23 protein-coding genes and 1 riboswitch are annotated in these 24,609 nt (G+C 51.8%); of the genes, 9 read left to right on the top strand and 14 right to left on the bottom strand.

All coding sequences use genetic code 11. The features are described from left to right. Positions 1-9: 9 nt before the first annotated feature. Complete coding sequence (locus HRM2_RS18850) at positions 10-453, top strand: response regulator (protein ID WP_015905625.1); 444 nt, start codon at positions 10-12, stop codon at positions 451-453. 55 nt (positions 454-508) lie between these two features. After that, on the top strand, positions 509-991 hold the full coding sequence (locus HRM2_RS18845) for a hypothetical protein (protein ID WP_015905624.1): 483 nt from the start codon (positions 509-511) through the stop codon (positions 989-991). A 44-nt stretch (positions 992-1,035) separates the two neighbouring features. Here the strand turns inward: HRM2_RS18845 and HRM2_RS18840 are convergent, their stop codons facing one another. From HRM2_RS18840 to HRM2_RS18810, 7 genes are all read right to left on the bottom strand, one after another. Next, positions 1,036-1,458: a response regulator gene (locus tag HRM2_RS18840; protein WP_015905623.1), complete on the bottom strand. Its 423-nt coding sequence runs from the start codon at positions 1,456-1,458 to the stop codon at positions 1,036-1,038. Between the two features lie 97 nt (positions 1,459-1,555). Continuing rightward, positions 1,556-1,990 (bottom strand): response regulator, encoded by a 435-nt coding sequence (locus HRM2_RS18835; RefSeq protein ID WP_015905622.1) that lies wholly within the window; start codon positions 1,988-1,990, stop codon positions 1,556-1,558. Position 1,991: 1 nt separating this feature from the next. Then, positions 1,992-4,634, bottom strand: a complete 2,643-nt coding sequence (locus tag HRM2_RS18830) for a PEP/pyruvate-binding domain-containing protein (protein WP_015905621.1) — start codon at positions 4,632-4,634, stop codon at positions 1,992-1,994. A gap of 30 nt (positions 4,635-4,664) precedes the next feature. After that, positions 4,665-5,351 (bottom strand): hypothetical protein, encoded by a 687-nt coding sequence (locus HRM2_RS18825; RefSeq protein WP_015905620.1) that lies wholly within the window; start codon positions 5,349-5,351, stop codon positions 4,665-4,667. Beyond that, positions 5,348-6,622, bottom strand: a complete 1,275-nt coding sequence (locus HRM2_RS18820) for a sulfite exporter TauE/SafE family protein (RefSeq protein ID WP_015905619.1) — start codon at positions 6,620-6,622, stop codon at positions 5,348-5,350. The genes HRM2_RS18825 and HRM2_RS18820 overlap by 4 nt, the downstream gene beginning before the upstream one ends. 33 nt (positions 6,623-6,655) lie before the next feature. Continuing rightward, complete coding sequence (locus HRM2_RS18815) at positions 6,656-7,066, bottom strand: response regulator (RefSeq protein ID WP_015905618.1); 411 nt, start codon at positions 7,064-7,066, stop codon at positions 6,656-6,658. Next, the gene (locus tag HRM2_RS18810; protein ID WP_015905617.1) at positions 7,063-8,856 is read right to left on the bottom strand and encodes a sensor histidine kinase; all 1,794 of its coding nucleotides are present in this window, start codon (positions 8,854-8,856) and stop codon (positions 7,063-7,065) included. The genes HRM2_RS18815 and HRM2_RS18810 overlap by 4 nt, the downstream gene beginning before the upstream one ends. A 319-nt stretch (positions 8,857-9,175) precedes the next feature. Continuing rightward, positions 9,176-9,281: riboswitch (TPP riboswitch) on the top strand. A 221-nt stretch (positions 9,282-9,502) separates the two neighbouring features. On the opposite strand from HRM2_RS18810, the gene HRM2_RS18805 reads away from it, so the two are divergent. After that, on the top strand, positions 9,503-10,381 hold the full coding sequence (locus HRM2_RS18805; RefSeq protein ID WP_041273374.1) for a hydroxyethylthiazole kinase: 879 nt from the start codon (positions 9,503-9,505) through the stop codon (positions 10,379-10,381). 108 nt (positions 10,382-10,489) lie between these two features. Next, a complete protein-coding gene (locus HRM2_RS18800) occupies positions 10,490-11,716 on the top strand; it encodes an Nramp family divalent metal transporter (RefSeq protein ID WP_015905615.1) in 1,227 nt (408 codons plus the stop codon). A gap of 257 nt (positions 11,717-11,973) precedes the next feature. On the opposite strand, the gene HRM2_RS18795 is transcribed toward HRM2_RS18800, so the two are convergent. From HRM2_RS18795 to HRM2_RS18780, 4 genes are read right to left on the bottom strand one after another with little or no spacing between them, the layout of a single operon-like run. Next, positions 11,974-13,173 carry a quaternary amine ABC transporter ATP-binding protein gene (locus HRM2_RS18795; protein ID WP_015905614.1) on the bottom strand — a complete coding sequence of 400 codons (1,200 nt, stop codon included), beginning with the start codon at positions 13,171-13,173 and terminating at the stop codon, positions 11,974-11,976. Further along, positions 13,170-14,039, bottom strand: a complete 870-nt coding sequence (locus HRM2_RS18790; RefSeq protein WP_015905613.1) for an ABC transporter permease — start codon at positions 14,037-14,039, stop codon at positions 13,170-13,172. Before HRM2_RS18790 ends, HRM2_RS18795 begins: the two co-directional genes overlap by 4 nt. 9 nt (positions 14,040-14,048) lie before the next feature. Next, positions 14,049-15,053 carry an ABC transporter substrate-binding protein gene (locus HRM2_RS18785; RefSeq protein ID WP_015905612.1) on the bottom strand — a complete coding sequence of 335 codons (1,005 nt, stop codon included), beginning with the start codon at positions 15,051-15,053 and terminating at the stop codon, positions 14,049-14,051. Positions 15,054-15,067: 14 nt separating this feature from the next. Next, the gene (locus HRM2_RS18780; RefSeq protein ID WP_015905611.1) at positions 15,068-15,577 is read right to left on the bottom strand and encodes a MarR family winged helix-turn-helix transcriptional regulator; all 510 of its coding nucleotides are present in this window, start codon (positions 15,575-15,577) and stop codon (positions 15,068-15,070) included. Between the two features lie 328 nt (positions 15,578-15,905). Here HRM2_RS18780 and HRM2_RS18775 point away from each other — a divergent pair, with 328 nt between their 5' ends. Continuing rightward, positions 15,906-17,150, top strand: a complete 1,245-nt coding sequence (locus HRM2_RS18775) for a CaiB/BaiF CoA transferase family protein (protein WP_015905610.1) — start codon at positions 15,906-15,908, stop codon at positions 17,148-17,150. Positions 17,151-17,378: 228 nt separating this feature from the next. After that, positions 17,379-18,476: a 6-phosphofructokinase gene (locus HRM2_RS18770; RefSeq protein ID WP_015905609.1), complete on the top strand. Its 1,098-nt coding sequence runs from the start codon at positions 17,379-17,381 to the stop codon at positions 18,474-18,476. Between the two features lie 16 nt (positions 18,477-18,492). On the opposite strand, the gene HRM2_RS18765 is transcribed toward HRM2_RS18770, so the two are convergent. Next, complete coding sequence (locus HRM2_RS18765) at positions 18,493-19,089, bottom strand: LysE family translocator (RefSeq protein ID WP_015905608.1); 597 nt, start codon at positions 19,087-19,089, stop codon at positions 18,493-18,495. 41 nt (positions 19,090-19,130) lie between these two features. Next, positions 19,131-19,388: a hypothetical protein gene (locus HRM2_RS18760; RefSeq protein WP_015905607.1), complete on the bottom strand. Its 258-nt coding sequence runs from the start codon at positions 19,386-19,388 to the stop codon at positions 19,131-19,133. 346 nt (positions 19,389-19,734) lie between these two features. Between HRM2_RS18760 and HRM2_RS18755 the strand changes: the two genes are divergently transcribed. The 3 genes from HRM2_RS18755 to HRM2_RS18745 are packed head-to-tail and all read left to right on the top strand — an operon-like array spanning position 19,735 to position 23,329. Continuing rightward, entirely contained in the window at positions 19,735-22,044 is a 2,310-nt protein-coding gene (locus HRM2_RS18755; RefSeq protein ID WP_015905605.1) for a xanthine dehydrogenase family protein molybdopterin-binding subunit, read from the top strand. After that, on the top strand, positions 22,035-22,505 hold the full coding sequence (locus HRM2_RS18750; RefSeq protein ID WP_015905604.1) for a (2Fe-2S)-binding protein: 471 nt from the start codon (positions 22,035-22,037) through the stop codon (positions 22,503-22,505). Before HRM2_RS18755 ends, HRM2_RS18750 begins: the two co-directional genes overlap by 10 nt. Continuing rightward, positions 22,502-23,329, top strand: a complete 828-nt coding sequence (locus tag HRM2_RS18745) for an FAD binding domain-containing protein (RefSeq protein ID WP_015905603.1) — start codon at positions 22,502-22,504, stop codon at positions 23,327-23,329. Before HRM2_RS18750 ends, HRM2_RS18745 begins: the two co-directional genes overlap by 4 nt. Positions 23,330-23,379: 50 nt before the next feature. On the opposite strand, the gene HRM2_RS18740 is transcribed toward HRM2_RS18745, so the two are convergent. Further along, a complete protein-coding gene (locus tag HRM2_RS18740; protein ID WP_015905602.1) occupies positions 23,380-24,609 on the bottom strand; it encodes an MFS transporter in 1,230 nt (409 codons plus the stop codon).

Below are 24,609 nucleotides of genomic sequence, written 5' to 3'. Positions count from 1 at the left end.
GAGGATGTTATGGAAATTAAAGTGCTGGTGGTTGATGATGAGATCGATTTTCTCGAAACCATTATAAAACGGCTCAATAAAAAAGGGATCAACACTGTCGGGGTGTCAAGCGGGGAAGCGGCCGTGGAAAAAATCAAGGAGAGCGCCTTTGACGTTATTCTTCTGGATATCAAGATGGCCGGCGGCATGGACGGCATTGACACCCTCCAGGAGATAAAGCGTCTCCGGCCCCTTGCCCAGGTGATTTTGCTCACTGGCCATGGAACCGTGGAGTCAAGTGTTGAGGGAATGAAGCTCGGGGCATTTGACTATGTGCTCAAACCGGCCCGGTTTGAAGACCTGTGTGAAAAGATCACCAAGGCATATCAGGAAAAGGAGAATCAGGACAGCAAGATCCGCAAGGCAAACATTGATCAGCTGGTGCGTTTTCCCGGACGGGTATTTGATCAATAGGTCGTGTGGGATTCCTTGTGTCTGCCAGGGGGGGGGGGTATGTAAAACTCCCCATGTGATTCATGAATACCTTGACAGTCATGACAATCTAACGTTTGAAGAGATCCGGGATCTGGCCTTAAATATAGCCGCTACCGATTCCATACGCAGTGGCGGAAATCCATGGTTTTTTGTGGAAGATCGTTTCACGGCAGCCGTTGCCGAGAATAGAACGGATGAACGTGTTGCGGCAATGAACCTTCTTGACGGCTGGGACGGCCATTTTGTTAATGGGGGATCAGACATGTGGGTGTCAGGAGTGGATCGGGCCGATGCCTGGATGTTGACCAATGCATGGATACACGAAGTGGCCCGGCTCACCTTTGAAGATGAACTTGGCCAGGCAATATATGAAGCTCAGGACATTACGGTGCTGTTTAATGTCTTTTTGCATGGACTAAAGGGCTTGAATTCAGGCATTGGGCCCTTACCCCATGATTGTCCGGGCAGCAATTTTCTGTTCGGTAATCCTTTATTCCTGGGAAAGAGCGGCCTTTAATACCTCAATGGTCGGCTTGTGCTTTTTTCCGGGTAGGTGGTTGATCAATAATCCGCCTCCATGTTTGAAATCTGATCCTTGATGACGTTTTCAATGGCTTCCGGGGTAAAGGGCTTGTGGATGATTTCATGGAACCCGGCCGCCTTTGCAAGGGTTACGATCTCATCTTCCCCATGGGCTGTGATGAGAATTTTGACCATGGGTTTTGGGGGGGCGGATTTTGAATCCATGGATAATTTGTCCAGGGCCAATACAAAATTTATTCCGTTCATTCCCGGCAGCATGTAGTCGACAATAACGATATCAAAGTGATCCCGGGTGCAGATCTGCAAGGCCTCTTCTGCGGTTTCAAGGGCTTGAAGGGCACACCCCTCGCTTGCAAAAAAGATGGACATGGCGTCTCTGATCCATTCGTCATCGTCAATAAGAAGAGTTTTTAATCGTTTGAGTCTTTTGAATACATTCATAGTCACTGCCCCTGCCCCTTGCGTCCATATCCCCCGGGATCTTCCCTGCCCAGGGAAACCGGGTCGGGAAGATCCACTGTCATGGGGATGACAAGCCTCATGCCTTTGACTTAAGGATTCCTTTGATTCGTTGTTCGTTGATTGCTTCAATGTTTTTCTGTTTCTTTTCATAGGCCCTGTGCAGGGTGTCGAGCAGTTCTTTGAGCTCACATGGTTTCTGGAGAAAGGCAAAGGCCCCGATCCTTGTGCATTCAATGGCTGAGTCGATGGTACCGTGGCCGGTGAGAATAATTACCTCAAGTCCTTCCTTCTCCTTTTTAAGGGCAGCTAGGGTTTCCTCGCCGTTTATGCCCGGCATTTTGAGGTCCACCAGTGCCACGTCAACATCATGGGCCTTGACCGCTTCAATGGCCTTTTCTCCCCTGTTTACGGCAACGACCTTAAAATTTCGAACTGAAAGACTTCGGGTGATGGAATCGAGGAATTCTTCCTCGTCGTCTACAACTAAAAGATTGATGGTGATGTTATCCATGTTACGCCTCCTCTTCATTTTCCTGTGGGTTAAAGTGTGGTGCTATGATTTTTTCGTCAATATCCCTTCCAATTTTCTCCCTGTAAAATTTTACCCGGCTGGTGTTGGACATGATCATGTCGATCTGCCGGGTGTGCAGACTTAGATATCCGAGTATCATAAGGCGGGTTTTGAGCACCTGTGTGCCCTTTCCCTCCATGCGGGCACTTAGGGTGTCCTCCCGGACAACAACCGAGAAATCGTAGTCCTCAAGGATCTCCTGGATAAATTCAACCCGCTTGATTCTCCGGTCGTAGTCTGCCGCCCCTCCCTTGAACTGGAAGCTGATGTAGTCTTCGGAGGCCCGTCCGCTCACCAGGGCCTCCATGGTGGCGAAGTGGTAACCAAGCCTTGAACTGAGACTGCAATAGTTTTTTGATACCATGAAGTAGTTTTTGTCTGCATATTTTGATTTTACGCCCGGTACCAGGGCCGGATTCATGGTTGACCGGAACATGACGGACATCAGTCCCTTTGAGTCCACAGGGGGCGGTCCGTCCCAGGGAACCAGGATAAATCCTTCCCAAAAGGCGAGCATTGGGTAGGATGCGATCTGGTTGAGGCGCACGTGGGGGCCAGCTACCTTGGTGGTAAAACCGTCGTCCAGGTTTAGGATCCACCAGTTGAGGGGAACATGGTAGTATAGCTGTTTGCTGGAATGCTCTGGAAAATTGTTGTTGCTGCCAAAGTTGAACATCTCATGGACCGATCGTTCGTGGACAAACCGGGTGATGTCGTGGAGGGTCCGGCACGATGAAGGACGGAAATCATTGGCGTCCGGGTCGATGAGGTTCAACGGCACAATGAGGGAACTTGTCTGCTCGAGGAGCCGAAATACGCTGCTCTGGCGCATGAGATTTTGCTGGGCCATGGGTTTTCTGCTGAGAATGGTGTCCTGCCTGCCTTTAAACACGGCGCAGGCGTCCGCATCCATGGTGATGGTTTCTCCTTGCTCCAGGGTTTCCATGGCCTTGGAAATGTTCATGATGGCCGGAACTGAAAATTCCCTAGCCACATTGGCCAGATGGCCCGCAAAGCCGCCCTGTTCTGCGATGATGCCTGCGGCTCTGTTGAGGAGCGGGGCCCACCGGGGTCTTGCCTGTTCCACCACCAGTATGGCGTTTTCCGGAAACCATAGAATGTCCGCATCCCTTGTGGCACGGTAAACCGTACCTGTTGCGGCTCCCGGGCTTGCCGTGATACCGCCCGTGAGCAGGGGCGCTTCAAGATCCGTCAATGGGGGAAGTGCCTTTGTTCTGACCATCTGTTTGAGGGGGCGGCACTGGAGAATGTAGAGCTGGCCACTTTTAGAAAGTGCCCATTCAATGTCCTGGGCAAATTTGTAGTATTGTTCAATGTCCAAGGCAATTTTTGCCAGGTCCATGGCTGTCGTGTCGTTGATGGAGGGGGTCAGCTGCTCTTGTGGGGGTACCTCAACCTTTTCTATGCCGCATTCCCTTGAACAGATGTACTGGATTTTTTTATTGTTAATCTGCCTTTTCACAATGGTTAACCCAGGTGTGCGTGAAAAAGTGAAGAGGTCAAACGAATCGCTTCCGTCGACCACAAGCTTTGGCAGTCCCCAAACGGCATTGATGAACAGCGAATTATCGTCGGCGTCCAGGGGATTGCAGGTATAAACCACCCCCCCCGCAACCGCATCGACCATCTCCATGCAGCCCGTGCACATGGCGATATCCTGGTCCCTGAACCCTTTGTTGAACCGGTAGGTCATGGCCTGGACACTGTACTTGCTTGCCACCACCTCTTTGTAAACCTGATTGAAGCTGTCCTTGTCCACGTTGAGCTCGCTTCGATACTGACCGGCAAAGGAACTGTCCAGGCTGTCTTCGCAAAGGGCGCTGCTTCGGATGGCAAGGGGAAGGGGGTGGCCGGTCTCTTGCTCAAGGGCCTCCCAGTTTTGTTCCACGGCTGCTTTAAGCTCGGGGAGCATGGTGGAATTGATGATCATCTGCTGGATCCGGGCGCTGATGATGTCCAGTTCCTTGAGGTCGTCTGCCCCTGCAGACTGGGTGATCGTATCGATCTCGTCCTGGAGGTCGTTGGATTGGATAAAGCGTTCATAGGCTGTGGCGGTGATGACAAACCCCCGGGGCACGTTGATGCCAAGTTTGTTTTTGATCTCCCCCAGTTTTGCCATTTTCCCGCCCACCACATTTGCCATCTCCTGGCCGATGTCGTCAAAGGGGATGACAAGTCTTGTTTCCCCGGTCTGGGCGATGGGGTTGAAAAGAAGCTCAAGGGCCGCCTGTATCTGGTCAAATCTGGGGCTAAGCTCCAGGTATCTCCCCGGGGCAAGCTGCTGCAGGTTTTTGACCATGGTGAGCACGTTGACCGAGATGGCCGTGCAAAGGGTCCGGACAAAGCTCATGCCAAAGGTCTTTCCTCCCTTAAGGGCCTGCTCCATTTCGGCCATGCCCTCAAGGCAGCGATTGTTGGCGTTCAGGAGCAGCTTGAAACAATGATACCTGGACTTGAAGTTAAGCCGCAGTTCCTCTGCATTGGCTGAAGCGGTGGGGCTCTCTCGCTTAAAGAGCCAGTCCATACGTTCCTTTATCCGGTTGACCATGAATTTGACCATCATTTCAAGCTGTCCTGATTATGGGTTTAATGGTTAATGCTCAATCTGCATGCCAAGCCCTTCAAATACAAACATGATGCCAAACCCATACCACAGGGTGTAGATCACATAAAATACCAGGGCAAGACCGAGCATGAAGGCACTGGCCTTGACGGATTTTGCCTCGACTTTGTAGTAGTTGTAGGCTGTTTCAACGGCCTTCTGGTTCACCAGGGAAACCGCCTTGGCCTCCTTGAACATCTTCTGTTTGGTCAGGTTCTTTTCCACCTTTTTCAACAGCTGGTACCAGTTAAAGAGAACAACCCGCTCGTTTATCTGGTACCGCTGTTGGACCGTTGCCCCATCGTTGTTGTACATGGCGTCGGCATCGGTTAAACAGGTGTTAAGGAGCTGGCCAAGATCTGCTGTGATGATAAAGGCCGTGCCTGCCGTTGACAGGTTGGCATTGGCCCGGTCAAGGAGTTTGGATATGATTTCTCCCTGGGCTGCCTTGTCCATGCTCAGGTTAAGGTTGATTGTTTTGCCGGTAAGGTTGTCTGCTTCGACCTTCATGGCCGGAATATAGTAGGCTGATCCCTTGGACATGGAGTTGAACATGTTGTCAAGAAAACAGAGCCCGTTTTTACCATTGTAAATGGGGGAGAAGAGAATTGCAAGGATCACTGCAAATCCCGTTAACATGATGACCCCAATATAAAATTCTCTTTTTTTTGCGATCATGACCGCACCTCCTTGCCCCTGAGGGTTTTTAGATTCCTGAAAAAGACTGAAAAGACCCATATGCCGAAGATTCCGATCACAATGAAAAATGCCCAGGTGCCGATTCTGTTGAGCATGGCCCCGGTCTCCTGGGACAGGGAGATGATCTCCATGTTGGCAAGTTTGATGGGCAGGGAAAATAGCCGGTTAACAAAGCCGGACAGGATGGCAATGGCATAAAATCCCCTGATGGTGATATCGCTCACCACCTTGGTCACCATGGCCCCGATCTGGATACCCACAAGGGAGCCAAGGAGCATGCCGATGGCAAGGGTGTAAAAGATGAATCCATAGATGGCGTATTGGGTGATCGAAGCATAGCCTGCCGTGAATATGATCTGGAAGATGTCCGTTCCAACGGTGGTCATGGAAGACACACCCATGACATAGACAAAGATGGGAAAGGTGAGAAATCCGCCGCCAACACCCATGATACCGGCGGCAAGGCCCACAAGGACACCCGACATCACAAGAAAGAGCCATGAGATGCTTCTGCCGCCCGGGGTGATCTCAAAATCAAACTTGATCATGGGGGGAAGGGAGATGGACTGAAGTTTTCTGGGCAGTCCGCCCATGGTGTCGCCACCTGTTTCCCCTGATGCCTTGCCTGGGCTCATGGTTCTCAGGAAATCGGTGAGGGCATAGATGCCAAGAAAACCCAGCATAAAGACGTAGACGGTGCTGATAAAGGCGTCGCTCAATACCGGGTTGAGCTCGTAGAGATAGCGGTTCAGGAGTCCGCCGCCTGTGGCCCCCATGAGGGCTCCGATGACAAAGACAAAGGCCAGTGGAACGCTTACATTACCCAGTTTCCTGTGGATCACGCTGCCCATGATGGCCTTGGCAAAGATGTGGAAAAGATCAGTTCCAACGGCAAGGATACCCTTGATGCCGGCGCTCATCAGGGCCGGGGCGATGATGAATCCGCCGCCTGCGCCGATGCAGCCGGTGATGAGCCCTGCAAGCAGTCCCACAAAGATTGAAACCACAAAGATCCCAAGGCTGTAGTAGGAGGGACTGTAGGCGTTGTGGCCTCCGATGAGGTCGGGCATGGCCGTACTGATATCCTCAGCAAACACAATGCCTCCGATGATGGCCGGTATCAGCAGAAGGACCAGAATGGCGGTTCTTCGTCTGCTGTTAAGGATGGTGGCGGCATTACTGATTTCCCATTGGGCATAGTATCTTGATCCCTGGATCATGAATTTGCCCCATTGTTTAAAAAAATTCATTGCTGTTGCTCCTTTTAGGGTTGATTGATCGGTTTATTGTTTTTTGTCCAATGGCCCTGTGGCCTTTATCTTCTGTGTGGCCAATTGTCTTTTTTTATAGGCATCTTCCATCTTGTAGATCAGTTCATCAATCCCCATGGGTTTTGTCATGTAGTCAAAGGCCCCCAGGGTGATAGCTTCCATGGCCGCCTTGACCGTTGCCTGGCCGGTGAGCATGATCACCTCGGTCAGGGGAGATATCCGTTTGATTTCCTTGAGTGTCGCTGTTCCATTGATTCCGGGTAGCCGCATGTCAAGGATAACCAGGTCCAGCCGGGTTTCCTGGGCAATGGCTATCCCCTGTTCACCGGTTCCGGCCTCATGGACGGTGTAGCCTCTCACTGTCAGCTGTCTTGCAACGGCTGTTCGGAACTGATCTTCGTCGTCAACCAGAAGGACGTTCATCTTTTTTCTCCCCTGTCATGGTTGTTTGTTTTTGGGTCTGACTTGGTGGTGTCAGCCGGCAGAGAGATGGTAAAGAGACTGCCCTTGCCGGGCAGACTCTGGACTTCAATGGTGCCTTTCATGGCGTTAATGATTCCAAGGGAAATACTAAGCCCCAGGCCTGTACCCTTCCCGGCCTCTTTGGTCGTGTAAAAGGGATTGAAGATTTCCTTGATTCGTTCCAAAGGCATGCCTTCTCCTGTGTCCTGGATCATGACTCGAACGAACTCATTGTCAAAGTCCGTGGAGATGGTGATGGTGCCTTTGTCTTTGATGGCGTCCTCGGCATTGTTGAGAAGGTTTAGAAAAACCTGGGAGATCTGGTCTGCATCAATTTTGATGTCGGGAAGGTTCTGGGCATAGTTTGTTTCAATTTTGATGTCGGCAAGGTCAAAGCGGTGTTTTGTGAGGCCATGGCGCACCGTTTCAAGGATGTTGTTGATGTTGTGCATTTCCTTCTTGGGCTCGTTCTTTCTGCCAAAGTCCAGGAGTTGCCGGGTGATTCTGCTGGCCCTGAAGGCTGCTGACTCAATGGTTTTAAGTTCTTTGACAATGGCCCCTGGGCTTGAATCCAGGTTGAATTCAGGATTGAGCATATCCCGGACCACGCCCACCGTGGAGGTGATGATGGCAAGGGGATTGTTGATTTCATGGGCCACGCCTGTGGCAAGTTCACCCACCGAGGCAAGCTTTGAGGCATGGATGAGCTGGGTCTGGAGCTGAATGCTCTCTTCGGCTATTCTCTGGGCCCGGTTCATGAGGCGGCTTGCCGTGATCCAGATCACAAGTGCCAGAAAAATCGTGATAATGGATAGGTTGATGATCATGGCGTTGCGGGTCTTGTACATCTGGGCGTGGATGATTTTGAGGGGCTGGCTGATGATCAGTGCCCAAGGGGCTTCGGTGAGCCAGGCATGGGCCGTGAGCATCACCCCGTTTTCATCTTTGATCTCATAGATTCCGGTGGGAACATCCCTGGGGGGAAGGTAGGTGGAACGTTCAAGAACATTGGCCTTTAAGGGGTCCACAAGCTGGTAGGTTCCTGCCTGGTTCACAAGGGTGGTCTCAACCTCACTGACCTTGCCGATGGATCTTAAAAACATGTAGAACTTGTCTGGGTCCAGGGTGGATCGCATGATGCAGACACGGTTGTTAATGGTTAGCTTTACGGCGATGGTAAAGTGGGGTTTGTTTCTGAATCCAAGATAGACGTTTGTGATCACATAATCTTTTTCCTGGGCCAAAAGGGTGGAAAACCATGCTTCCTTTCGGTAGTTTTTGTTGAGAAGGGCTGGAAAAGGTCCTGCATAGCCAGTCTGGACGCCCAGGTGGTTTAAAAACCCTACGTCCACAAAGGCATCGCTGAAGTGGTTCAGGGTCTGAAGAAAGTAGAGCATCTTCTGGTCGGTGGGGTCGGGGGTGAATTCCCGTGAGTAAAACAGGTTACGAAGGTTCATCTCCCGTTCCCTTAAGAACAGATCCACAATGTTGCGCTGGCTCTTTGCCAGGGCCTCGATGTTGATCTTGCCTGTTTTTTTCAATGCCGTTGTAAACTGACAGTGGAAATAGACGGAAAGAAGCACATGGGGAATGATGAAGCAGGCCAGAACGCCCAGACCCAGGCGGATTTTCAGCCGGTTGAAATAGGCCCTTGTCTTTAGAAGTTCTTCAGAAATGCCCGGGTTTACCCCTGCATCCCTGGGCGGTTTTATCGCAGTCGGTTGTTTGTTTCCTGGGCGGGTTGGGGCCATGGTCATTCCTCTTCTGCGTGGGTTAATGTTGTTCCTTATACCTGGGATAGCAATGGTCGTGCCATTGTCGTCGGAGGGGTTTCTATTTGCTTTCTTAATTGAGTAAGACATTGATATCGTATTTAAATATGGCCCTATCTTCCCTGGGGATTAACGGAGGGCCTGCCCGGATTTGCAGGTTTGAGAACAACGAATTTCGAGGATTTGAGAAATGGATTTAGAATAATTGCGAATCTGATCGGAATTTACTTTAGGGGGAGGGCTTATTAAATGGGTTGACAAGTGTTTTCCTAATGGCCATAATCTCAAGGTTAAAAATTGTGTTTGCTGGGGGCGCTGACAGTGGCTGAGAAGGATTGTAATGATCCTGTCCCTTGGAACCTGATGCGGATAATTCCGACGTAGGGAAGCTGATATTTATTTTTCAAATGATATCTTCCTTGTGAGTTTCTGTCCATTTCCTTTGTGAATTTTCAAATAAGCATGGGAGATGGCCCTAAAAAATGGCCTGCTCCAGTGCCGATTTTTCTGAAACTTACAACGGTCTCTTGTCTTTATTCCATCCTGTTCCCCATATTTAATGATTTAAATATTTATGGATAATGAAGGAAATAATCCGACGTTATCCTTTGTTAATGGAAATTCTATGATTGAACACCAAACCCTGGTCCATGGTATTTTCGAGCTGTGCGCCAGAATCCGTGACCAGAAACCCCTGGTCCATGTGGTCACAAATTTCGTGGTAATGAATCAGACGGCCAATGCCCTGCTGGCCCTGGGAGCATCTCCCACCATGTCCTGGGCCCAGGAGGACGCCGCCTACATGTCAAAAATTTCAGATGCCCTGTGCATTAACATGGGTACCCCGGTTAAAGGGCGGATTGAGGTGATGAAAACCCTCATGACCCTGGCCGCCAGGATGGATAAACCCGTTGTGTTAGATCCTGTTGGATCCGGTGCCGGTGCCTACAGGACCGGTATTGCCAAGGCCCTTTTCGCCCTTGCCCCCCGCAAGATAATCCGGGGCAATGCCTCGGAGGTCTGTTCCCTCACAGGTACAAATTACACAACAAGGGGCATTGACAACACCCTGGATCTGGAACATGCCAGGCAGATCCTGGCGGGGCATGGCCGAACCCATGGAGACGGTGAAGAAACCGGGACCGACGAACCCGGTTGGCCGTCCATTCTGGTTTCAGCGTCATCTCTCATCGTCAGCGGACAAAAAGATATGATCCTGGCTCCGGGCCGGCGGATGATCCTTGACAATGGCACCCCCCTGATGAATTCCGTCACCGGAACAGGGTGTATCCTTTCGGCCCTGACCGCGGCCTTTTATGCCGTGACGGACAATGGTTTTGACGCGGCCGTTGCTGCATCTGCCGTTGCCGCCATTGCCGGTGAGCTTGCCGCGGAAAAGGCCTCGGGGCCTGGCACTTTCATGCCCCATTTCATGGACGCTCTGTACAATATGAACGAAAAAAACCTGGCGGCACGGCTGAAGGTGGAATCCACGGCATCCTGAGATATCATCCGGAAACCTGGTCGTGCCACGGATTCGTTTGTGATGGACGGGCAGGGGGGCCCCAGCCCAATTAAACAAGAATATAATCAAGAATAATTTGGAAAAACCATGGAACATGTTGAAAAAATAAAAAAATCACGCATTCAAGGGATGTTGTCTGGCTTTGGCCCTGCATGGCTCATCAGCGCCGTGGCAGCAGGCCCCGGTACCACATTAAGTGTTGCCAAAGCCGGCGGCATTTACGGTTATGGATTTTTGTGGGTCATTGTCTTGAGTGTTGTGCTGGCCTTTGTCTGCCAGTATATGGCAGCGAAAACCGCATTGATTGGCGGCAAGGGCATTGTCTCCATTGTTGAAGAAAAATGGGGCAAGGGTCTGGCCTGGTTTGTGGCCTTGGATGCCCTTGTGGTTATCTGGCTTTGCAATGTGGTTCTGTTGAAGGTCCTGGTGGCGGTGACGGAATTTGTAACCGGCTTGACTTCCTCACTGTGGGGCGTTTTTTTCGTGGCTGTTTTTTATGGACTGGTTGCCCTGGGGGGCTATAAAATTATTGAAAAGATCTGTAAGGTGGTGGTTTCCCTCCTGGTCATCTGTTTTATTGCCACCCTTTTTATTGCACGACCTGATCTGGGTGCGATGATGGGGGGACTTGTTCCGGATTTTGCCAATTTTGGCCCGGCTGAAATCGTGATGATGACGGCCATCATGGGGGGATCCATCCATGTGACCATACTCTCCATGCAGACCTATACCGTCCATGAAAGGGGATGGACGACAAAGGATCTGAATCTGGCCCTGGCCGACACGGCCGTTTCGCTCCTGGGTGCCTTTGGCCTCTATTGTACGGCCATTTACCTCACCGGTGCATGCGTACTCAACCCTGCTGGTATCCAAGTATCCACCCTTTTTGAGATGGCCAATGCCATCAAGCCGATTCTGGGAGAATATGCCCATGGCTTTTTCTGCCTGGGTATCTGGTGCGCCGTTTTTTCAACCATTATGCCTACCTTTATTGCGGCATCCTATGTTGTCGGGGATAAAATGCGGTGGGATTTAAAATCCGGGGGAAAGAAATACAGGGGGATTATTCTTGCCGGGTGCCTCATTGCCTTGCCTGGGGCCTTTCTACCCGGAAAACCAGTGGCGCTTCTGATGCTCATGCTGGCCTTGTCTTTTGTGGGAACCCCGCTGTTTGTGGCAATCTTTATGAAATTACTCAATGACAAATCCTGGGCCAGAGAAAACAAGAACGGCTGGCTGCTCAACATCGGTGGCGGTACGGCGCTGATGGTCACCCTCTTTCTTGCCGTAAAATGGGTGGTCCATATTTTTTAAGGTTCTCAAAGGTGTTTGTGCAGATCATAATGTGCTGTTTTATCGATTCACCCATTCCCACACCCAGTCAAAACGGCCGTCCAGAAATGGAATTCTGGACGGCCGTTTGGGTTGTTCTCTTCAAGACAATATTAGATTTTTTCAGATCATTTTTATTCCCTTCAAAAAATTCTTCGTGGGGGGTAGATTGTAACGACGAGTGACAAAAAGAATACAATGTCAGGGGATCCTAATGACACGCAAACAGGTCTTCCCGATCACTCCCCGGGCCCTGTTCCCCGTTCGGCAACCGCAGCGATCAACTGCCCGCGAACGATCACCCCCTTGAGCCGGTTGGTGTCGTCCACCACTGCCAGGGGGAAACGGCTGTCCTTAAGGGGCTCGAACAGTTCCGTGGCCGGGGTATCCTCAGATACGGTACGCAGGTCGTGGATCAGGATTGAATTCAGATCCCGATCTCCTGTCCCGATCATGGCAGCCACATCTTCGATCAGGACCACACCGAGGAGGGTATGTTCCCGGCTCAAAACAAACAGAGAAGAAATGGTGTGTTTTTTCATTTTCCGTAAAGCAGCCCTGGGTCCGTCCGTACCGATATGGGCCACAGCTCTGGATTTTTCCATGATCGATCCGGCGGTGAGCACCTTGCTTACATCCACATCGGCCACAAACCGGGCCACGTAGTCGTCGGCAGGGTTGGTCAAGATATCCTCAGGCGTTCCTATCTGAACCACTTCGCCGTCCTTCATTAGCACGATGCGATCACCTAGTTTAAGGGCCTCGTCAAGATCGTGGGAGATGAACACGATGGTTTTGTGCATCTTTTCCTGCAGAGCGATGAGTTCGTCCTGCATGTCCGAACGGATAAGGGGATCAAGAGCACTGAAGGCCTCGTCCATGAGTAAGACATCCGGGTTTGAGGCCAGAGCACGGGCCAGGCCGACTCGCTGTTGCATGCCTCCGGAAAGCTGGCCCGGATAGGAATCTTCCCATCCGCTGAGTCCGACCTGCTCTAAAACCTGCAGGGCGGTTTCCCGTCGCTGTACGGCCGGAACCTTGGAAATTTCCAGGCCGTATTCCACATTCCGGACAATGGTCTTGTGGGGAAGCAAAGCAAAGTTTTGAAAGACCATACCCAGTTTGAGCGCCCGTACCTTGCGGAGCTGTTTTGGCGCAAGTTCCGTCAGGTCCTCGCCGTCCACAAAAATTTGGCCCTCGGTGGGCTGTATAAGCCGGTTTAGACATCTGACCAGGGTGGACTTGCCGCTGCCGGACAACCCCATGACCACCACGATTTCTCCCTCTTCCACCTCAAAAGAAACCCGGTTCACTCCTACGGTGTTACCTGTTTTGGCCAGGATTTCATCCTTTCCAAGTCCCTTGTCCAGAAGCCTGAGGGCTTTTTGGGGGTCTGGGCCAAAGATCTTACTCACATTTTTGATGCAGAGTTTGCTCATGAACCGCCTCCCTTGCGCATGCGTCGTTCAGCAGCCATGGCTGCGGTGATCCGGTCCACGATAATAGCCAGAAACACGATGGCCATACCGGCTTTAACTCCACGGCCGATTTCGATCCGATTAATAGCCAGAAGCACTTCCAGGCCAAGTCCTCTAGCTCCGATCATGGAGGCGATGACCACCATGGACAGAGCCATCATGGTGGTTTGGTTGATACCGACCATGATGGAAGGACGGGCCAGGGGCAGTTCCACAGAGGTGAGAACCTTCCACGGATCGGCCCCAAAAGCATGGGCAGCCTCAACAATACTCGGGTCCACCTCCCGGATGCCGACATTTGTCAGCCGGATCACCGGTGGAACTGCATAGATGATCGTGGCGAACAGGGCCGGAACCTTGCCCAGGCCGAAAAGCATCATGGCCGGAATGAGATACACAAAGCTTGGCATGGTCTGCATTCCGTCCAGAATCGGCTTAAGCACCTTGGAGAACCTGTCACTTGCAGCCATGAGTATTCCGGTGGGTATGCCGATAACCAGTGAAACGGACACCGAAGCCATGATCAGGGCCAAAGTCATCATGGCCAGATCCCAGTAACCGAAACATCCCACCAGAAACAGCAATGTTGCCAGCAGCAGACCGTCACGCAGCCTGCCCACCAGTCGCCATCCGAGCAGAAATACAATGATGATCAGAACGGGCCAGGGTAGCCAGACAAAAAATTTTTCCAGGGCCATCAGACCCACCAGAATCCAGTTCCCCAGAATCTCAAAGGCATCTCCGCAATATTCAAGAAGCCAGTCCATGGCCACATCCACCCAGCGATCCAGGGGAACCTGTAAGCGGGTTGGAAATTGTAATATCATGCAGCCCCCCTATTTGTTCAGCGCCGCTTCGATTTTTCCTGCGGCTTCAGGAGTGACCCAGTTTTCCCACAGCTCTTTGTGTTTCTTCAGGAAGAAAAGAGCTGCAGCCTGGGTACCGGCTTTATTGTCACGCATATAGGCCAAAAGTTCATTACACAGGGCCATGGATGTCTCATATTCCTTCAATACCGCGACCGCTTCTGGATTCTTTTTGGCAAATTTGGCATTCACCAGAATGTTCACTTGAACGGAGGGCATGGCGCACCCCTTGGTCTCGTCCCACACCTTCTGGTCAAAGGCTGGTTCTTCAAGGGGGGTCATGTCGTATTTGCCGAGCACCCAGGTCGGCCCCCAATAATATCCGACCCAGGGACGACCCTTGGCATGGGCGGATGCCATGGAGCCGGAAAGTGCGGCATCGGAACCGGGGATGAAATCTGAATAATAGGTGTCAAGGCCATAGGCTTTGAGTTTCTGGCTATTGATATCCGTCACTTTCCACCCTGCAATGGAATTATAAAATCGTCCTTTGGAAGGCTCTTCCGGGTCCTTGAACAGTTCCCAGTATCTGGGCAGATCCGTGACACTTTTCAGATCCGGAGCAACGGGCTCGATGCCCCGGGAGGGATCGCCTTTGATCATGTAGGTGGGCACCAGCCAACCCTGCCAGCTGTCTGGAAAGTTTGATCCAAGATCCATGATTTTTTTCTGTTTCATGGCTTTATCGTACACTTCCTGGATATTTTCGGTCCAGGATTCCATGTTCACGTCAACATTTCCCCGCATCAGTCCGGTAAACAGTGGAATAGTCTCCCCGGGCATGTATTCGACATCATAATCGTACCCGTGCTCCAAAATAAAACCTGCGATCTGGTTGTGCACTTGAACACTGTCCCAGCTTAAATCGGCAAAAACAATTCGCCTGGCCAGGCCGGAAGCTGGCAGGGCCAGTGTGAGGATAAGTCCCATTATTAGTACATACATACAGTTGCGGGTTTGTGACGTGATAGACATGCATAACTCCTTGGTTAAGGTTTTGATTTCTCTCCTGCACTTGGCGAGTCCTCAATGGAAACCGCCCGGGGAGAATCTTCAATCTCTTCGGCATCGACAAGTTCAAGGAGTGTTGCCATGGATTCAGCGATGCGGACCATTTCCCCATAGGGTCTGTTCCGCAGCCCCTGAAGAAGTTTTTTTTCCACAGGATCGGGCAGTGATCCGGCGAGCTTCTGTCCTGATTCGGTCAGGGAGATCAGAACTACCCGCCTGTCGCCTGGTTTGCGCTTTCTATTCACCACGCCCTTGTTCTCCAGACGGTCAATGATTCCGGTCATATTTGCTGCCGTGACAAACATTTTCCGGCTCAATTCCACAGAAGAAAGGGAACCGTAAATAAGCAGATTGCGTAACACCTGCATCTGCGATCCACTGACTCCGAATTTCCGGCCGGTCCTTGCCGAATCGAGATACACGGACCGGAACACTTGACGCACTGAGGCGACAATTTGCTGAATACATTTCTGTTTTTGCTGCTCCATACACACTCCTTTATCAAAGTGCTTATACAATAAATAAATTAATAAAGCAATAAATGGTCAATGTCTTAACTATTCGTTCTTTTTTTTCAGACCCGAACCCGATCATGTTTCTGATGACAAAAAGGACAAAATTGTCTGTATTTACAAGGACAGTCAAAGGTCCCCATGCCTGTAGATTTCACAACAGACCCGTGTAAATCACAATATAAATCACCACAGTCCAATCTCCAACATGGTTTTCCACACGCCCGTAATAAGCGCTTGATTTAGGATTGACCAGCTGATAGATAAATCAGGATTTGATTCATTTGAATAGAGGAGGCGGTGGATGGAAATAAAGTACCATGACAGGGACAGCCGGGATGGCGCCCCTCTGCCCCTGGAAGGGATAAAGGTCGTTGAGTATGGCGTATTCCACGCAGGGCCGGGGGGCGGGGCCATATTGGGCGATCTGGGTGCAGAGGTGATCAAGGTGGAAGACCCGGTGGGAGACGGAATCCGCTACTGGACCCAGGTGGGGGCAGTGGATATGGCCGGACCCGATGGACGGAGCATGACCTTTGAAGTGTCCAACCGGAACAAGAAAAATATCTGCCTGGACATCAAGGCTGAATCGGGCCGGAAGATTTTTAACCGGTTGATCCGGGATGCGGATGTTTTCATTACCAACCTTCGCAAGAGCACCGTCCAAAAGATGAAACTGGACTACACTTCCATTTGCACACTCAATCCCAGGATCATCCATGCCAGTGTTTCCGGTTATGGCCAGGAAGGTCCTCTCCAGGACATCGGCGCTTTTGATCCCCTTGGGCAGGCCTGCTCCGGTTTGATGTTTACCACTGGCGGAGAGTTGCCTGCACCATTGCAGATCGGCCTGCTTGACCAGGCCACAGCCATCAGCCTTTCCCACGCCATACTCGCGGCCCTGCTCGCCAGGGAGCGCCAGGGTATTTCCCAGGAAATCCATGTCTCATTGTATGGGACGTCATTATGGCTTCAGCACATCAACCTGATGCTGGCCAACACCTTAAAAATCGACCCCTGTGTGTCGGCGGACCGTTCCCATCATTCTCCGTTGCGGAATGTGTTCTGCTGCGGGGATGGTCAATGGGTGATGTGTACCCACCATCCAGAGGAGAAGTACTGGGAAACCTTCTGCCGGATCATGGGCGTTCCGGAATTTGTCCTTGATCCGGAATTCACCGATGAAAAGGGGGGGCCTGTTACCTCCGATAAACTGATCGCCCGGTTCGACGACATTTTTACCACCCGGTCCCGTGATGAGTGGATGGCGGATTTCATGGCGGCCAGGCTTATGTTTGCCCCCATCCAGAAAGTGACCGATGTGGAGAATGATATCCAGGCAAAAGCCAACGCCTATGTTCGCCCGGCCCAATACCCTGGCCTGGGCGAGGTGAACCTGCCGGGCTATACGGCCAGCTTTGGAAAATGCCGTCCCGGGACCCGCACCCCGGGGGCAGACAAGGGAGAGCATACCGATTCCATCCTTCGGGGGTTGGGATATGATGCCCGTGATATTAAGGGATTAAAGGAGACGGGGGTGGTTCAATAGCGCTTTCTCACGGCCGATTATCTTTTCGCCCAAACATGGGTTTTTGTTCGGCCACGATAAGTTTGCGGGTATGCCGGATGATATTGTGGCCCAGCAGATAATCGGCCTTGTCCAAATCATAATGTCAGCCGGGCAAAAGAATAGGTAAAATTCAAATTTCATGATATATTTTCCACAAATAACATACAATTAAACCACATTCATTTCACTAAATTTCAGGAAACTTGGATGATAAAAAAAACGACAAAAAAGATCGGCATTGTGACAGGGGGTGGAGACTGTCCTGGCCTGAATGCGGTTATTAGAGCCCTTGTAAAAGCGGGCGCACTTTACGGCTGGGAATGTCTGGGAATCCATGGCGGGTTTGACGGACTGCTCACCCCGGTTAAGGCTGTGCCCCTGGCCCTTAAAGATATGGACGGTCTGCTCATCCGGGGCGGCACGATATTGGGCACGGCCAACAGTGGTCGATTTTCCGCGAAAACCGGTCATGGTCAAACAAGACGGGTTCCCCAAAAGATATTGGACGAGGCTAAAACCAATTTTGATGCCATGGATATTTCTGCTCTTGTGGCCATTGGCGGTGACGGCACCCTTACCATTGCCCAGCAGATGTTTGAGATGGGGTTTCCGGTTGTGGGGGTTCCCAAGACCATTGATAATGATCTGGATGCCACCCAGACGACCTTTGGATTCGATACGGCCGTGGCCTGTGCTGTGGATGCCTTGGACCGGCTTCATAGCACGGCCCAGAGCCACAACCGGGTCATGGTTCTGGAAGTCATGGGCCGATATGCCGGATGGATTGCCGCCTATGCCGGATTAGCAGGGGGGGCAGATGTCATATTGATCCCCGAAATTGGCTTCACCTATGATTCAATCCAAAGAAAAATTTTGTCAAGGGAAGCAGAAGGAAAGCATTTCACCATTGTTATCGTTGCTGAGGGAGCAGCCCCTGGGGGGAAAGGATTTGTCACTTCAAACAAAACCGGAAATGACCGGGAGGTTCGTTTAGGTGGCATCGGACACATGGTTGCCATGGAAATTGAAAGCCAATCCCAAAAAGAGACCCGGTGTGTGGTTTTGGGACACTTACAGCGAGGAGGCCAGCCCACCCAGTGGGACAGACAATTGTGCACAAGGTTTGGTGTTCACGCCTTCCAAATGATTGTCCAGAAACAATTTGGGTTTATGGTGGCATTAAAGGAAAATGGAATGATGGGCCCGGTCACCTTGAAGGATGCCATCAATAAAATTCGCCGGGTGGATCCTGCTGGAGAACTGGTGATGACAGCCAGGGCGCTGGGGATCAGTTTCGGAGATTAACCGTGGTCCTATTTTTTTAAATGACACCAGACAGGGTTACGGCACAATAGACGAGCAGGGAGAATAAAACAAAGTTGACCCCTTTTCTGATATGCTCCAAATGAAGATATCCCTGGACCTGGAACCCTCCAAAAGCCCAGAGTGAAACAGAAAAAAAAGTGACGGTCGCCAGAACAAAGGTGGAGATTGCAAGAATGATGGGCCGGTCTGTGATACCCGACAGGAATGTTGTGTACAGGGTGAGGCCGAAAACTATCGCTTTTGGGTTAAGCGCCTGGAGCCAGAATCCGTGTTTAAAGCGCATCGGGGGCTTGTTTTCCGAGGAAAAATTATAGGTGGCACGGGCGGTACCCACTGCCAGCCAGAGGATATAGCCGGCACCGGCTAAACGCAGTACCGGCTCAACTGATGGAATAATTACCAGCAGTGTGCTGGAAAGAAACGCACACAGCAGCATGATCATCAGGTAGCCCGTTACAATCCCTGCCAAGAATCCCAGGGTGCGCCTGTAACCGTAGATCATGCCCATGGCAGCACTTGTAATATTACCCGGTCCCGGGGTAAATGTTGCCACCAGGATAAACGCTGCCAACGGCATAATCTCAATATTCATCACGGCCTTTTATCTGGAGGTTTAAGGGGTTGATGGGATCGCTACTTTAATTGTCCCATTGCCAAAGAAATGCCTATGGACACAACGATCCAGAACATCGTCTTGCCAACACTGCCGGTATGAGCTGTGTTCAGGTCGATTGAACGGTTCCGGCCGGGGCCTGCCTTGTCTGTTGTATCTTCAGGAAGCAACCAGCAAACAAGGTCTCCCAGGCCTTTTCTAACCAGATCATTGATCGGGTTGGAAATGTAGAAATCGGGGCTATACCCCAAATGGGCGTGTTGTTTTGATTCCAGCATAGCGACCTCCTGTTGATGTTTGTTAACTGTTTTATGCTGCAATCATAGCGGGGATTTATAAATAAGTATAATTATATAAAATCAATCATAGCTGAAGTTATACTTATATAATTGCACAAGGCAGTCTTTTTCAGATCATGGCCAACCTTGTCTCCTGCAGAAGGGACAGGACAATTATCACCAGAAAGGTTAGGAAGAAAGGGGCAGGGCAGGGTTGGGGAGGGATGGTATTACCAGATTCTTTTTTTCCCAGCCATGGCAAACTGTAATCAAGGGCGTATGGTAAGGGAAAACCAGGTAAAATATGCCTTGACAAGGCTCTGAGCCCGGTTCTATAACCTCGTTCATGACTAATTCATCCCCAATGCAGGATATAGGCCGTTGTTCCCCCCGTTTTGATGCCCTGGACAAAACCCTTGGACGAGAACAATTTGCTTCGGATTTTTACACAGAGGATATGCTGTGGGCCGGTGTCTGCCGGGCAGGCATTGCCCACGGCAGAATCAGGTCTGTAAACACCGCCAGGGCCGAAGTGGTTAAAGGGGTGCACTGCGTGCTCACCCGCAAGGATGTCCCCGGCTCTAACCGCCAGGGATTTGTCTATTGGGACATGCCCGTGCTCTGTGGTACCAAGGTGCGCCATGCCGGTGATGCCCTAGCCCTGGTGGTGGCTGAAAACCGGCAGGTCCTTGCCCGGGCCCTGTCTCTCATTGAGGTGGACATCACCCCGCTCCCCGTTATCGACTCCATGGATGTCGCCCTTGAAAACCATGCATCCCAGGTTCATGACCTTGAAACCGGCAATGTGCTGAAATCGGCGACCATCACCAAGGGCAACCCGGCTGAAGCCATGGCGCAATGTGATGTCATCCTTGAAGAGACCTTTTTCTCCCCTGTACAGGAGCACGCCTATATTGAGACTGAAAATGGGGTGGCCCGGTTTGACAAGGATGGGATTCTTCATCTCACGGTTTCCACCCAGGCACCGTTCCGGGACCGGTTTGAAATCGCCAGGGCCCTTGGCCTTGACCATAATAAAATTCACGTTATCAATCCCTATCTGGGCGGTGCTTTTGGGGGCAAGGACGGGGCTACTGTCCAATGTCTTCTGGCACTGGCTGCCATACATGTAAAGGGACGCACCATAAAAATGTGGTGGGACCGCAGGGAGAGCATGCTTGCGGGTTACAAACGCCATGCCGCGCGCATGCATTATAAACTGGGTGCCCAAAAAGACGGAACCCTGGTTGCACTTGAATGTGAGCTTGATTACGATACCGGTGCCTATGCCCACCTGGGTGTGGAGATCATGGCCCTGGGACTGGAGCATGCCGGGGGGCCCTACCGTATTGCAAATATGGAATCCAGAGGACGCTGCATCTACACGAACAACCCCATTGCCGGTGCCTTCCGGGGGTTTGGCGTCGCCCAGGTCTGTTTTGCCTTTGAGGGAATGATGGACCGGCTGGCTATAAAACTTGCCATGGACCCCCTGGTGCTGAGGATGAAGAACGCTTTGATTCGCGGTGACCGGAACTGTGCAGGCGTCACCATGACCCATTCAACGGGCATGGAAGAATGTCTGATGCGACTTTCCGAACATGGCCTGTGGAAAACCCGAAAAAAATGGATCGCGGATGCCTTGCCGTTCAAACGCCGCAGTGTCGGCATATCCGCTGTTTTCAATGGCATGGGCTATGGCCGGGGATTGGCCGACTATGCCATTGCCAAGGTAAAGCTTAGTCCCTCGGGCCTTATCCGGGTTTATAATGGGGTTAGCGACATGGGCCAGGGCAATGCGTCCACCTTTGTGCAGATAGCCGGTGAAATCCTGTGCCAGCGCCAGGACACAATGGAACTGGTCCAGCCGGACACCGACCGCACCCATCCCTCGGGATCGGCAACGGCCGGGCGCACTACCTACACCTATGGCAAGGCGTTGATCAAAGCGTGTGAAGCCCTGCGGGACAAGCTGTTCAACCGGGCTGCCCTCATGCTCCTTGTTGATGACGGCGCAGGCTTTGCCATGATTCCCGGGGGGGTTCGTCACCTGCCCTCTGGCCGGGATCTGTCCCTGGCTGACCTTGCCGCAATGATGATGCCCGACGATCGGATTTGCATGGCCGAATACCTTATGCCCACGACACCTGAAATGCCCAAGGGTGGTGAAACCTTTAAGCTTGGGTTTCCCCACCTGATTTATCCCTTTGCCGCCCACCTTGCCCGTGTGGAGGTGGATGAACTCACAGGAGAAATCATTGTCCATGATTACCTGGCCTTTACCGACGGCGGCCGGGTGCTCAACCCCCAGGTTTTTGAGCAGCAGGTCCAGGGGGCCGTTGCCCAGGGACTGGGCTACGCCCTTTTTGAAGAGGTGAAAACCCGGGAAGCCCTGCTCGAAACCAAGGATTTTTCCACCTATATTTTGCCAACATCAATGGATCTGCCCGATATTGAATCCCATGCCGTTGAAACCATTGAACATTCCGGTCCCTTTGGCATGAAGGGTATCGGTGAAGTAGGGATGAATGCCCCCCTGCCGGCCGTGGCATCAGCCATGGCCCATGCCGGACTGCCCATGAATCATGCGCCTTTCACCCCGGAACGGGTACTTGGGGTTTTGGACCAAGAAAAAAAGGATATCCCATGCAATTAAATTTTGAACTCAACGGTCAACCGGTCACGCTTTTTGTGGACGGCGCCATGCGTGCCCTGGACTTGCTCAGGGAGCGCTGTGGCATCACCGGTCCCAAGGAGGGGTGCGGATCTGGAGAATGCGGCGCCTGTGCCATTTGGATAGACGGTGTGACTAAGCTATCCTGCCTCATGCTTGCCGCCCAGCTTCAAGGCCGAACGGTCACCACCATTGAAGGACTTGCCAAGGATGAACCCCATCCCCTGCAGCAATTCTTTGTTAAAAAGGGGGCTGTCCAGTGCGGCTATTGCACACCGGGTATGATCATGACAGCGGCTGAACTGCTGACCCACGAAAAAATGCCGGATCGTGAAATGATCCGTAACGCCATATCCGGAAATATTTGCCGCTGTACCGGTTATCACAAGATTGTGGACGCGGTGGAAGATGCCGCGGAAGCCATGCAGGGGCTCAAGCCATGATTACCCTTTTACCGGAAACCCTTGAAGACCTTTGGGAAATTTTCCACCATCAGCCGGATTATAAACCCATGGCCGGTGGCACCGATTTGCTGGTCCGGATGGGCGTCGACAAAAAACAACCACCTGCTCTGGTATGCCTGGAAAAAATTCATGACCTGAAAACCATAAAAAAAACCCGGGATGGGATTCGCATCGGATCTGGCGTCACCCTTACGGAACTTTTGAAAAACGATCTCATTCAAGAGAATTTACCCATACTTCATACTGCCATATCCACCCTGGGCTCCCCCCTTATTCGCAACATGGGAACCCTGGGCGGTAATATCTGCACGGCTTCACCGGCAGGAGACACCCTGCCGGCGCTTTATCTCCTGGGTGCCCGGGTGACGCTTTATTCAGACAGGGGCAACCGCATTCTCCCCCTGGACGAGTTCATTCAGGGGCCGGGCAGAACCCTGCTGGCAGACAAGGAGATCCTTGGTTCTATTCTCATCCCCCCTGGGGACAGGTTCAATGTTCACCATTTCGAAAAAGTGGGTCAGCGAAAGGCCCTGGCCATTGCCGTGGTCAGCCTTGCAGCACTTTTAAAGGTTCATGGGGGCGTTGTGGAAGAGGCAAGACTTGCCTGGGGCAGTGTGGGACCGACCATTGTCAGAAGCAGGGAGGCGGAAAAGGCCCTGGAGGGCAGAAAACTCACCCTGACAACCCTGAACCATGCTGCAGATCTGGCCCGGTCCGCAGTCTCCCCCATCAGCGATGTCAGGGCAAGCGCCGACTACCGCCGCAGGGTGGCAGGCAATCTTTTGCTGCGTCTGGCCGTGTAAGGGGGAGTGGCTCCAATAAAAACCATCCCCGTTCCAATGAAGATTCGTGTTTATTTCAATCCTGGTGAATGTCTAAACACCCTTAGAAAAAAGAGCCCTGAGAACAGGCAGAGTATGATACCATCGGCGGCAAGGACAAGGCGTACCGGGTAGAATTGTGAAACCACGCCGTTCAGCGCCAGGGCCAGGGGCATGACAGAATAGGCCACAGCTGTCAGAATTGAAAAAAAACGGCCTTTTAAGGCATCCGGCACAGTGTTTTGAAAAAAGCCCATGGCAGAGGCACTTGCCAGGGCAAGGCCTGCCCCTGCAAAGAACACCAGGGGAAGAGCCGTCCAAAGCCCGGACGAAAACGCAAATAGGGTTATGGAGAGTCCCACCCCTAAAACGCCGATGAAAATTTTGATCAGTGTTTTCCCCTCGGATGCAAAGCTCATGACGATAGCCATAATAACGGTTCCAGAGGCAAGGCTTGCCTCCAGAAAAGCCACCCAGGATACGCTGCTGTCAAAGGCATAGCGAACCATCATGGGAATGGAGACCATCAGGGGAGCGGCAAAGAAATTTAATATTCCGAACATGATCAAGAGTCCCATAATTTCGCGGTTCTGCAGGAGCCAGGAGAAAATTTCACCAAGGGATTGTCGGGCACCCTCAGGTTTTTCCTTGTTTCCGGTGTCGGGAACAAGGGATGTTTTTACCGAAGCGATGAAGAGCAGGGAGAGGGCAAAGGTTACGCTGTTAAAGCCAAAGGCCCCGGTTGTCCCCACTGCGGCAAGGGCAATTCCCCCCAGAGCGGCACCCAGAACGTTGGAGAGTGCCACCACCGAAGAATCAACTGCCACTGCTGCAAAAAGTCCCTGCTCGTCGGTCAGGGAGGCTATAGAGCCCTCTGCAGAAGATTCGAAAAGGGGCATAAAGCAGGAGAGCAGAAAGACCAGTACGTACATACCCGCAAGGGTCATGGCCCCCTGCCATAAAACAACGGCCATGATAGCTGCCAGCAGAAGCCGGCATCCGTCGGCAAGCATCATGCAGCGTTTACGGTCGAACCGGTCTACCAGGGTGCCTATCAGGGGACCTAGAAGTACGGAAGGAAGCAGGGTCAGGGCCATGAGGAACCCAAGATTGAGTGCTCCCTTTTGTCCGGTTTCGTTGACGGCCCACCAGGCCAGGGCAATGGTGAAAAATTTATCTCCTATTGCCGAAACAAAACGGGCGCTGAAGAACCGTCTGAAGTCGGGAAAACGAACAAGGGGGTGGTTGGAAAATACGGCCAT

The sequence above is a fragment of the Desulforapulum autotrophicum HRM2 genome (assembly GCF_000020365.1).
Classification (GTDB): Bacteria; Desulfobacterota; Desulfobacteria; order Desulfobacterales; family Desulfobacteraceae; genus Desulforapulum; species Desulforapulum autotrophicum.
This window is presented reverse-complemented; position numbering and strand designations above follow the sequence as displayed.

Bases quoted from the DNA above. Each gene is read 5' to 3' on its own strand.
- HRM2_RS18745 (WP_015905603.1), top strand. From the start codon at position 22,502: ATGATTACCCTTTTACCGGAAACCCTTGAAGACCTTTGGGAAATTTTC.
- HRM2_RS18800 (WP_015905615.1), top strand. From the start codon at position 10,490: ATGGAACATGTTGAAAAAATAAAAAAATCACGCATTCAAGGGATGTTG.
- HRM2_RS18805 (WP_041273374.1), top strand. From the start codon at position 9,503: ATGATTGAACACCAAACCCTGGTCCATGGTATTTTCGAGCTGTGCGCC.
- HRM2_RS18840 (WP_015905623.1), bottom strand. From the start codon at position 1,458: ATGAATGTATTCAAAAGACTCAAACGATTAAAAACTCTTCTTATTGAC.
- HRM2_RS18850 (WP_015905625.1), top strand. From the start codon at position 10: ATGGAAATTAAAGTGCTGGTGGTTGATGATGAGATCGATTTTCTCGAA.
- HRM2_RS18780 (WP_015905611.1), bottom strand. From the start codon at position 15,577: ATGGAGCAGCAAAAACAGAAATGTATTCAGCAAATTGTCGCCTCAGTG.
- HRM2_RS18815 (WP_015905618.1), bottom strand. From the start codon at position 7,066: ATGAACGTCCTTCTGGTTGACGACGAAGATCAGTTCCGAACAGCCGTT.
- HRM2_RS18785 (WP_015905612.1), bottom strand. From the start codon at position 15,053: ATGTCTATCACGTCACAAACCCGCAACTGTATGTATGTACTAATAATG.
- HRM2_RS18835 (WP_015905622.1), bottom strand. From the start codon at position 1,990: ATGGATAACATCACCATCAATCTTTTAGTTGTAGACGACGAGGAAGAA.
- HRM2_RS18770 (WP_015905609.1), top strand. From the start codon at position 17,379: ATGATAAAAAAAACGACAAAAAAGATCGGCATTGTGACAGGGGGTGGA.
- HRM2_RS18760 (WP_015905607.1), bottom strand. From the start codon at position 19,388: ATGCTGGAATCAAAACAACACGCCCATTTGGGGTATAGCCCCGATTTC.
- HRM2_RS18775 (WP_015905610.1), top strand. From the start codon at position 15,906: ATGGAAATAAAGTACCATGACAGGGACAGCCGGGATGGCGCCCCTCTG.
- HRM2_RS18825 (WP_015905620.1), bottom strand. From the start codon at position 5,351: ATGATCGCAAAAAAAAGAGAATTTTATATTGGGGTCATCATGTTAACG.
- HRM2_RS18790 (WP_015905613.1), bottom strand. From the start codon at position 14,039: ATGATATTACAATTTCCAACCCGCTTACAGGTTCCCCTGGATCGCTGG.
- HRM2_RS18765 (WP_015905608.1), bottom strand. From the start codon at position 19,089: ATGAATATTGAGATTATGCCGTTGGCAGCGTTTATCCTGGTGGCAACA.
- HRM2_RS18755 (WP_015905605.1), top strand. From the start codon at position 19,735: ATGACTAATTCATCCCCAATGCAGGATATAGGCCGTTGTTCCCCCCGT.
- HRM2_RS18750 (WP_015905604.1), top strand. From the start codon at position 22,035: ATGCAATTAAATTTTGAACTCAACGGTCAACCGGTCACGCTTTTTGTG.
- HRM2_RS18795 (WP_015905614.1), bottom strand. From the start codon at position 13,173: ATGAGCAAACTCTGCATCAAAAATGTGAGTAAGATCTTTGGCCCAGAC.
- HRM2_RS18810 (WP_015905617.1), bottom strand. From the start codon at position 8,856: ATGGCCCCAACCCGCCCAGGAAACAAACAACCGACTGCGATAAAACCG.
- HRM2_RS18830 (WP_015905621.1), bottom strand. From the start codon at position 4,634: ATGATGGTCAAATTCATGGTCAACCGGATAAAGGAACGTATGGACTGG.
- HRM2_RS18820 (WP_015905619.1), bottom strand. From the start codon at position 6,622: ATGAATTTTTTTAAACAATGGGGCAAATTCATGATCCAGGGATCAAGA.
- HRM2_RS18740 (WP_015905602.1), bottom strand. From the start codon at position 24,609: ATGGCCGTATTTTCCAACCACCCCCTTGTTCGTTTTCCCGACTTCAGA.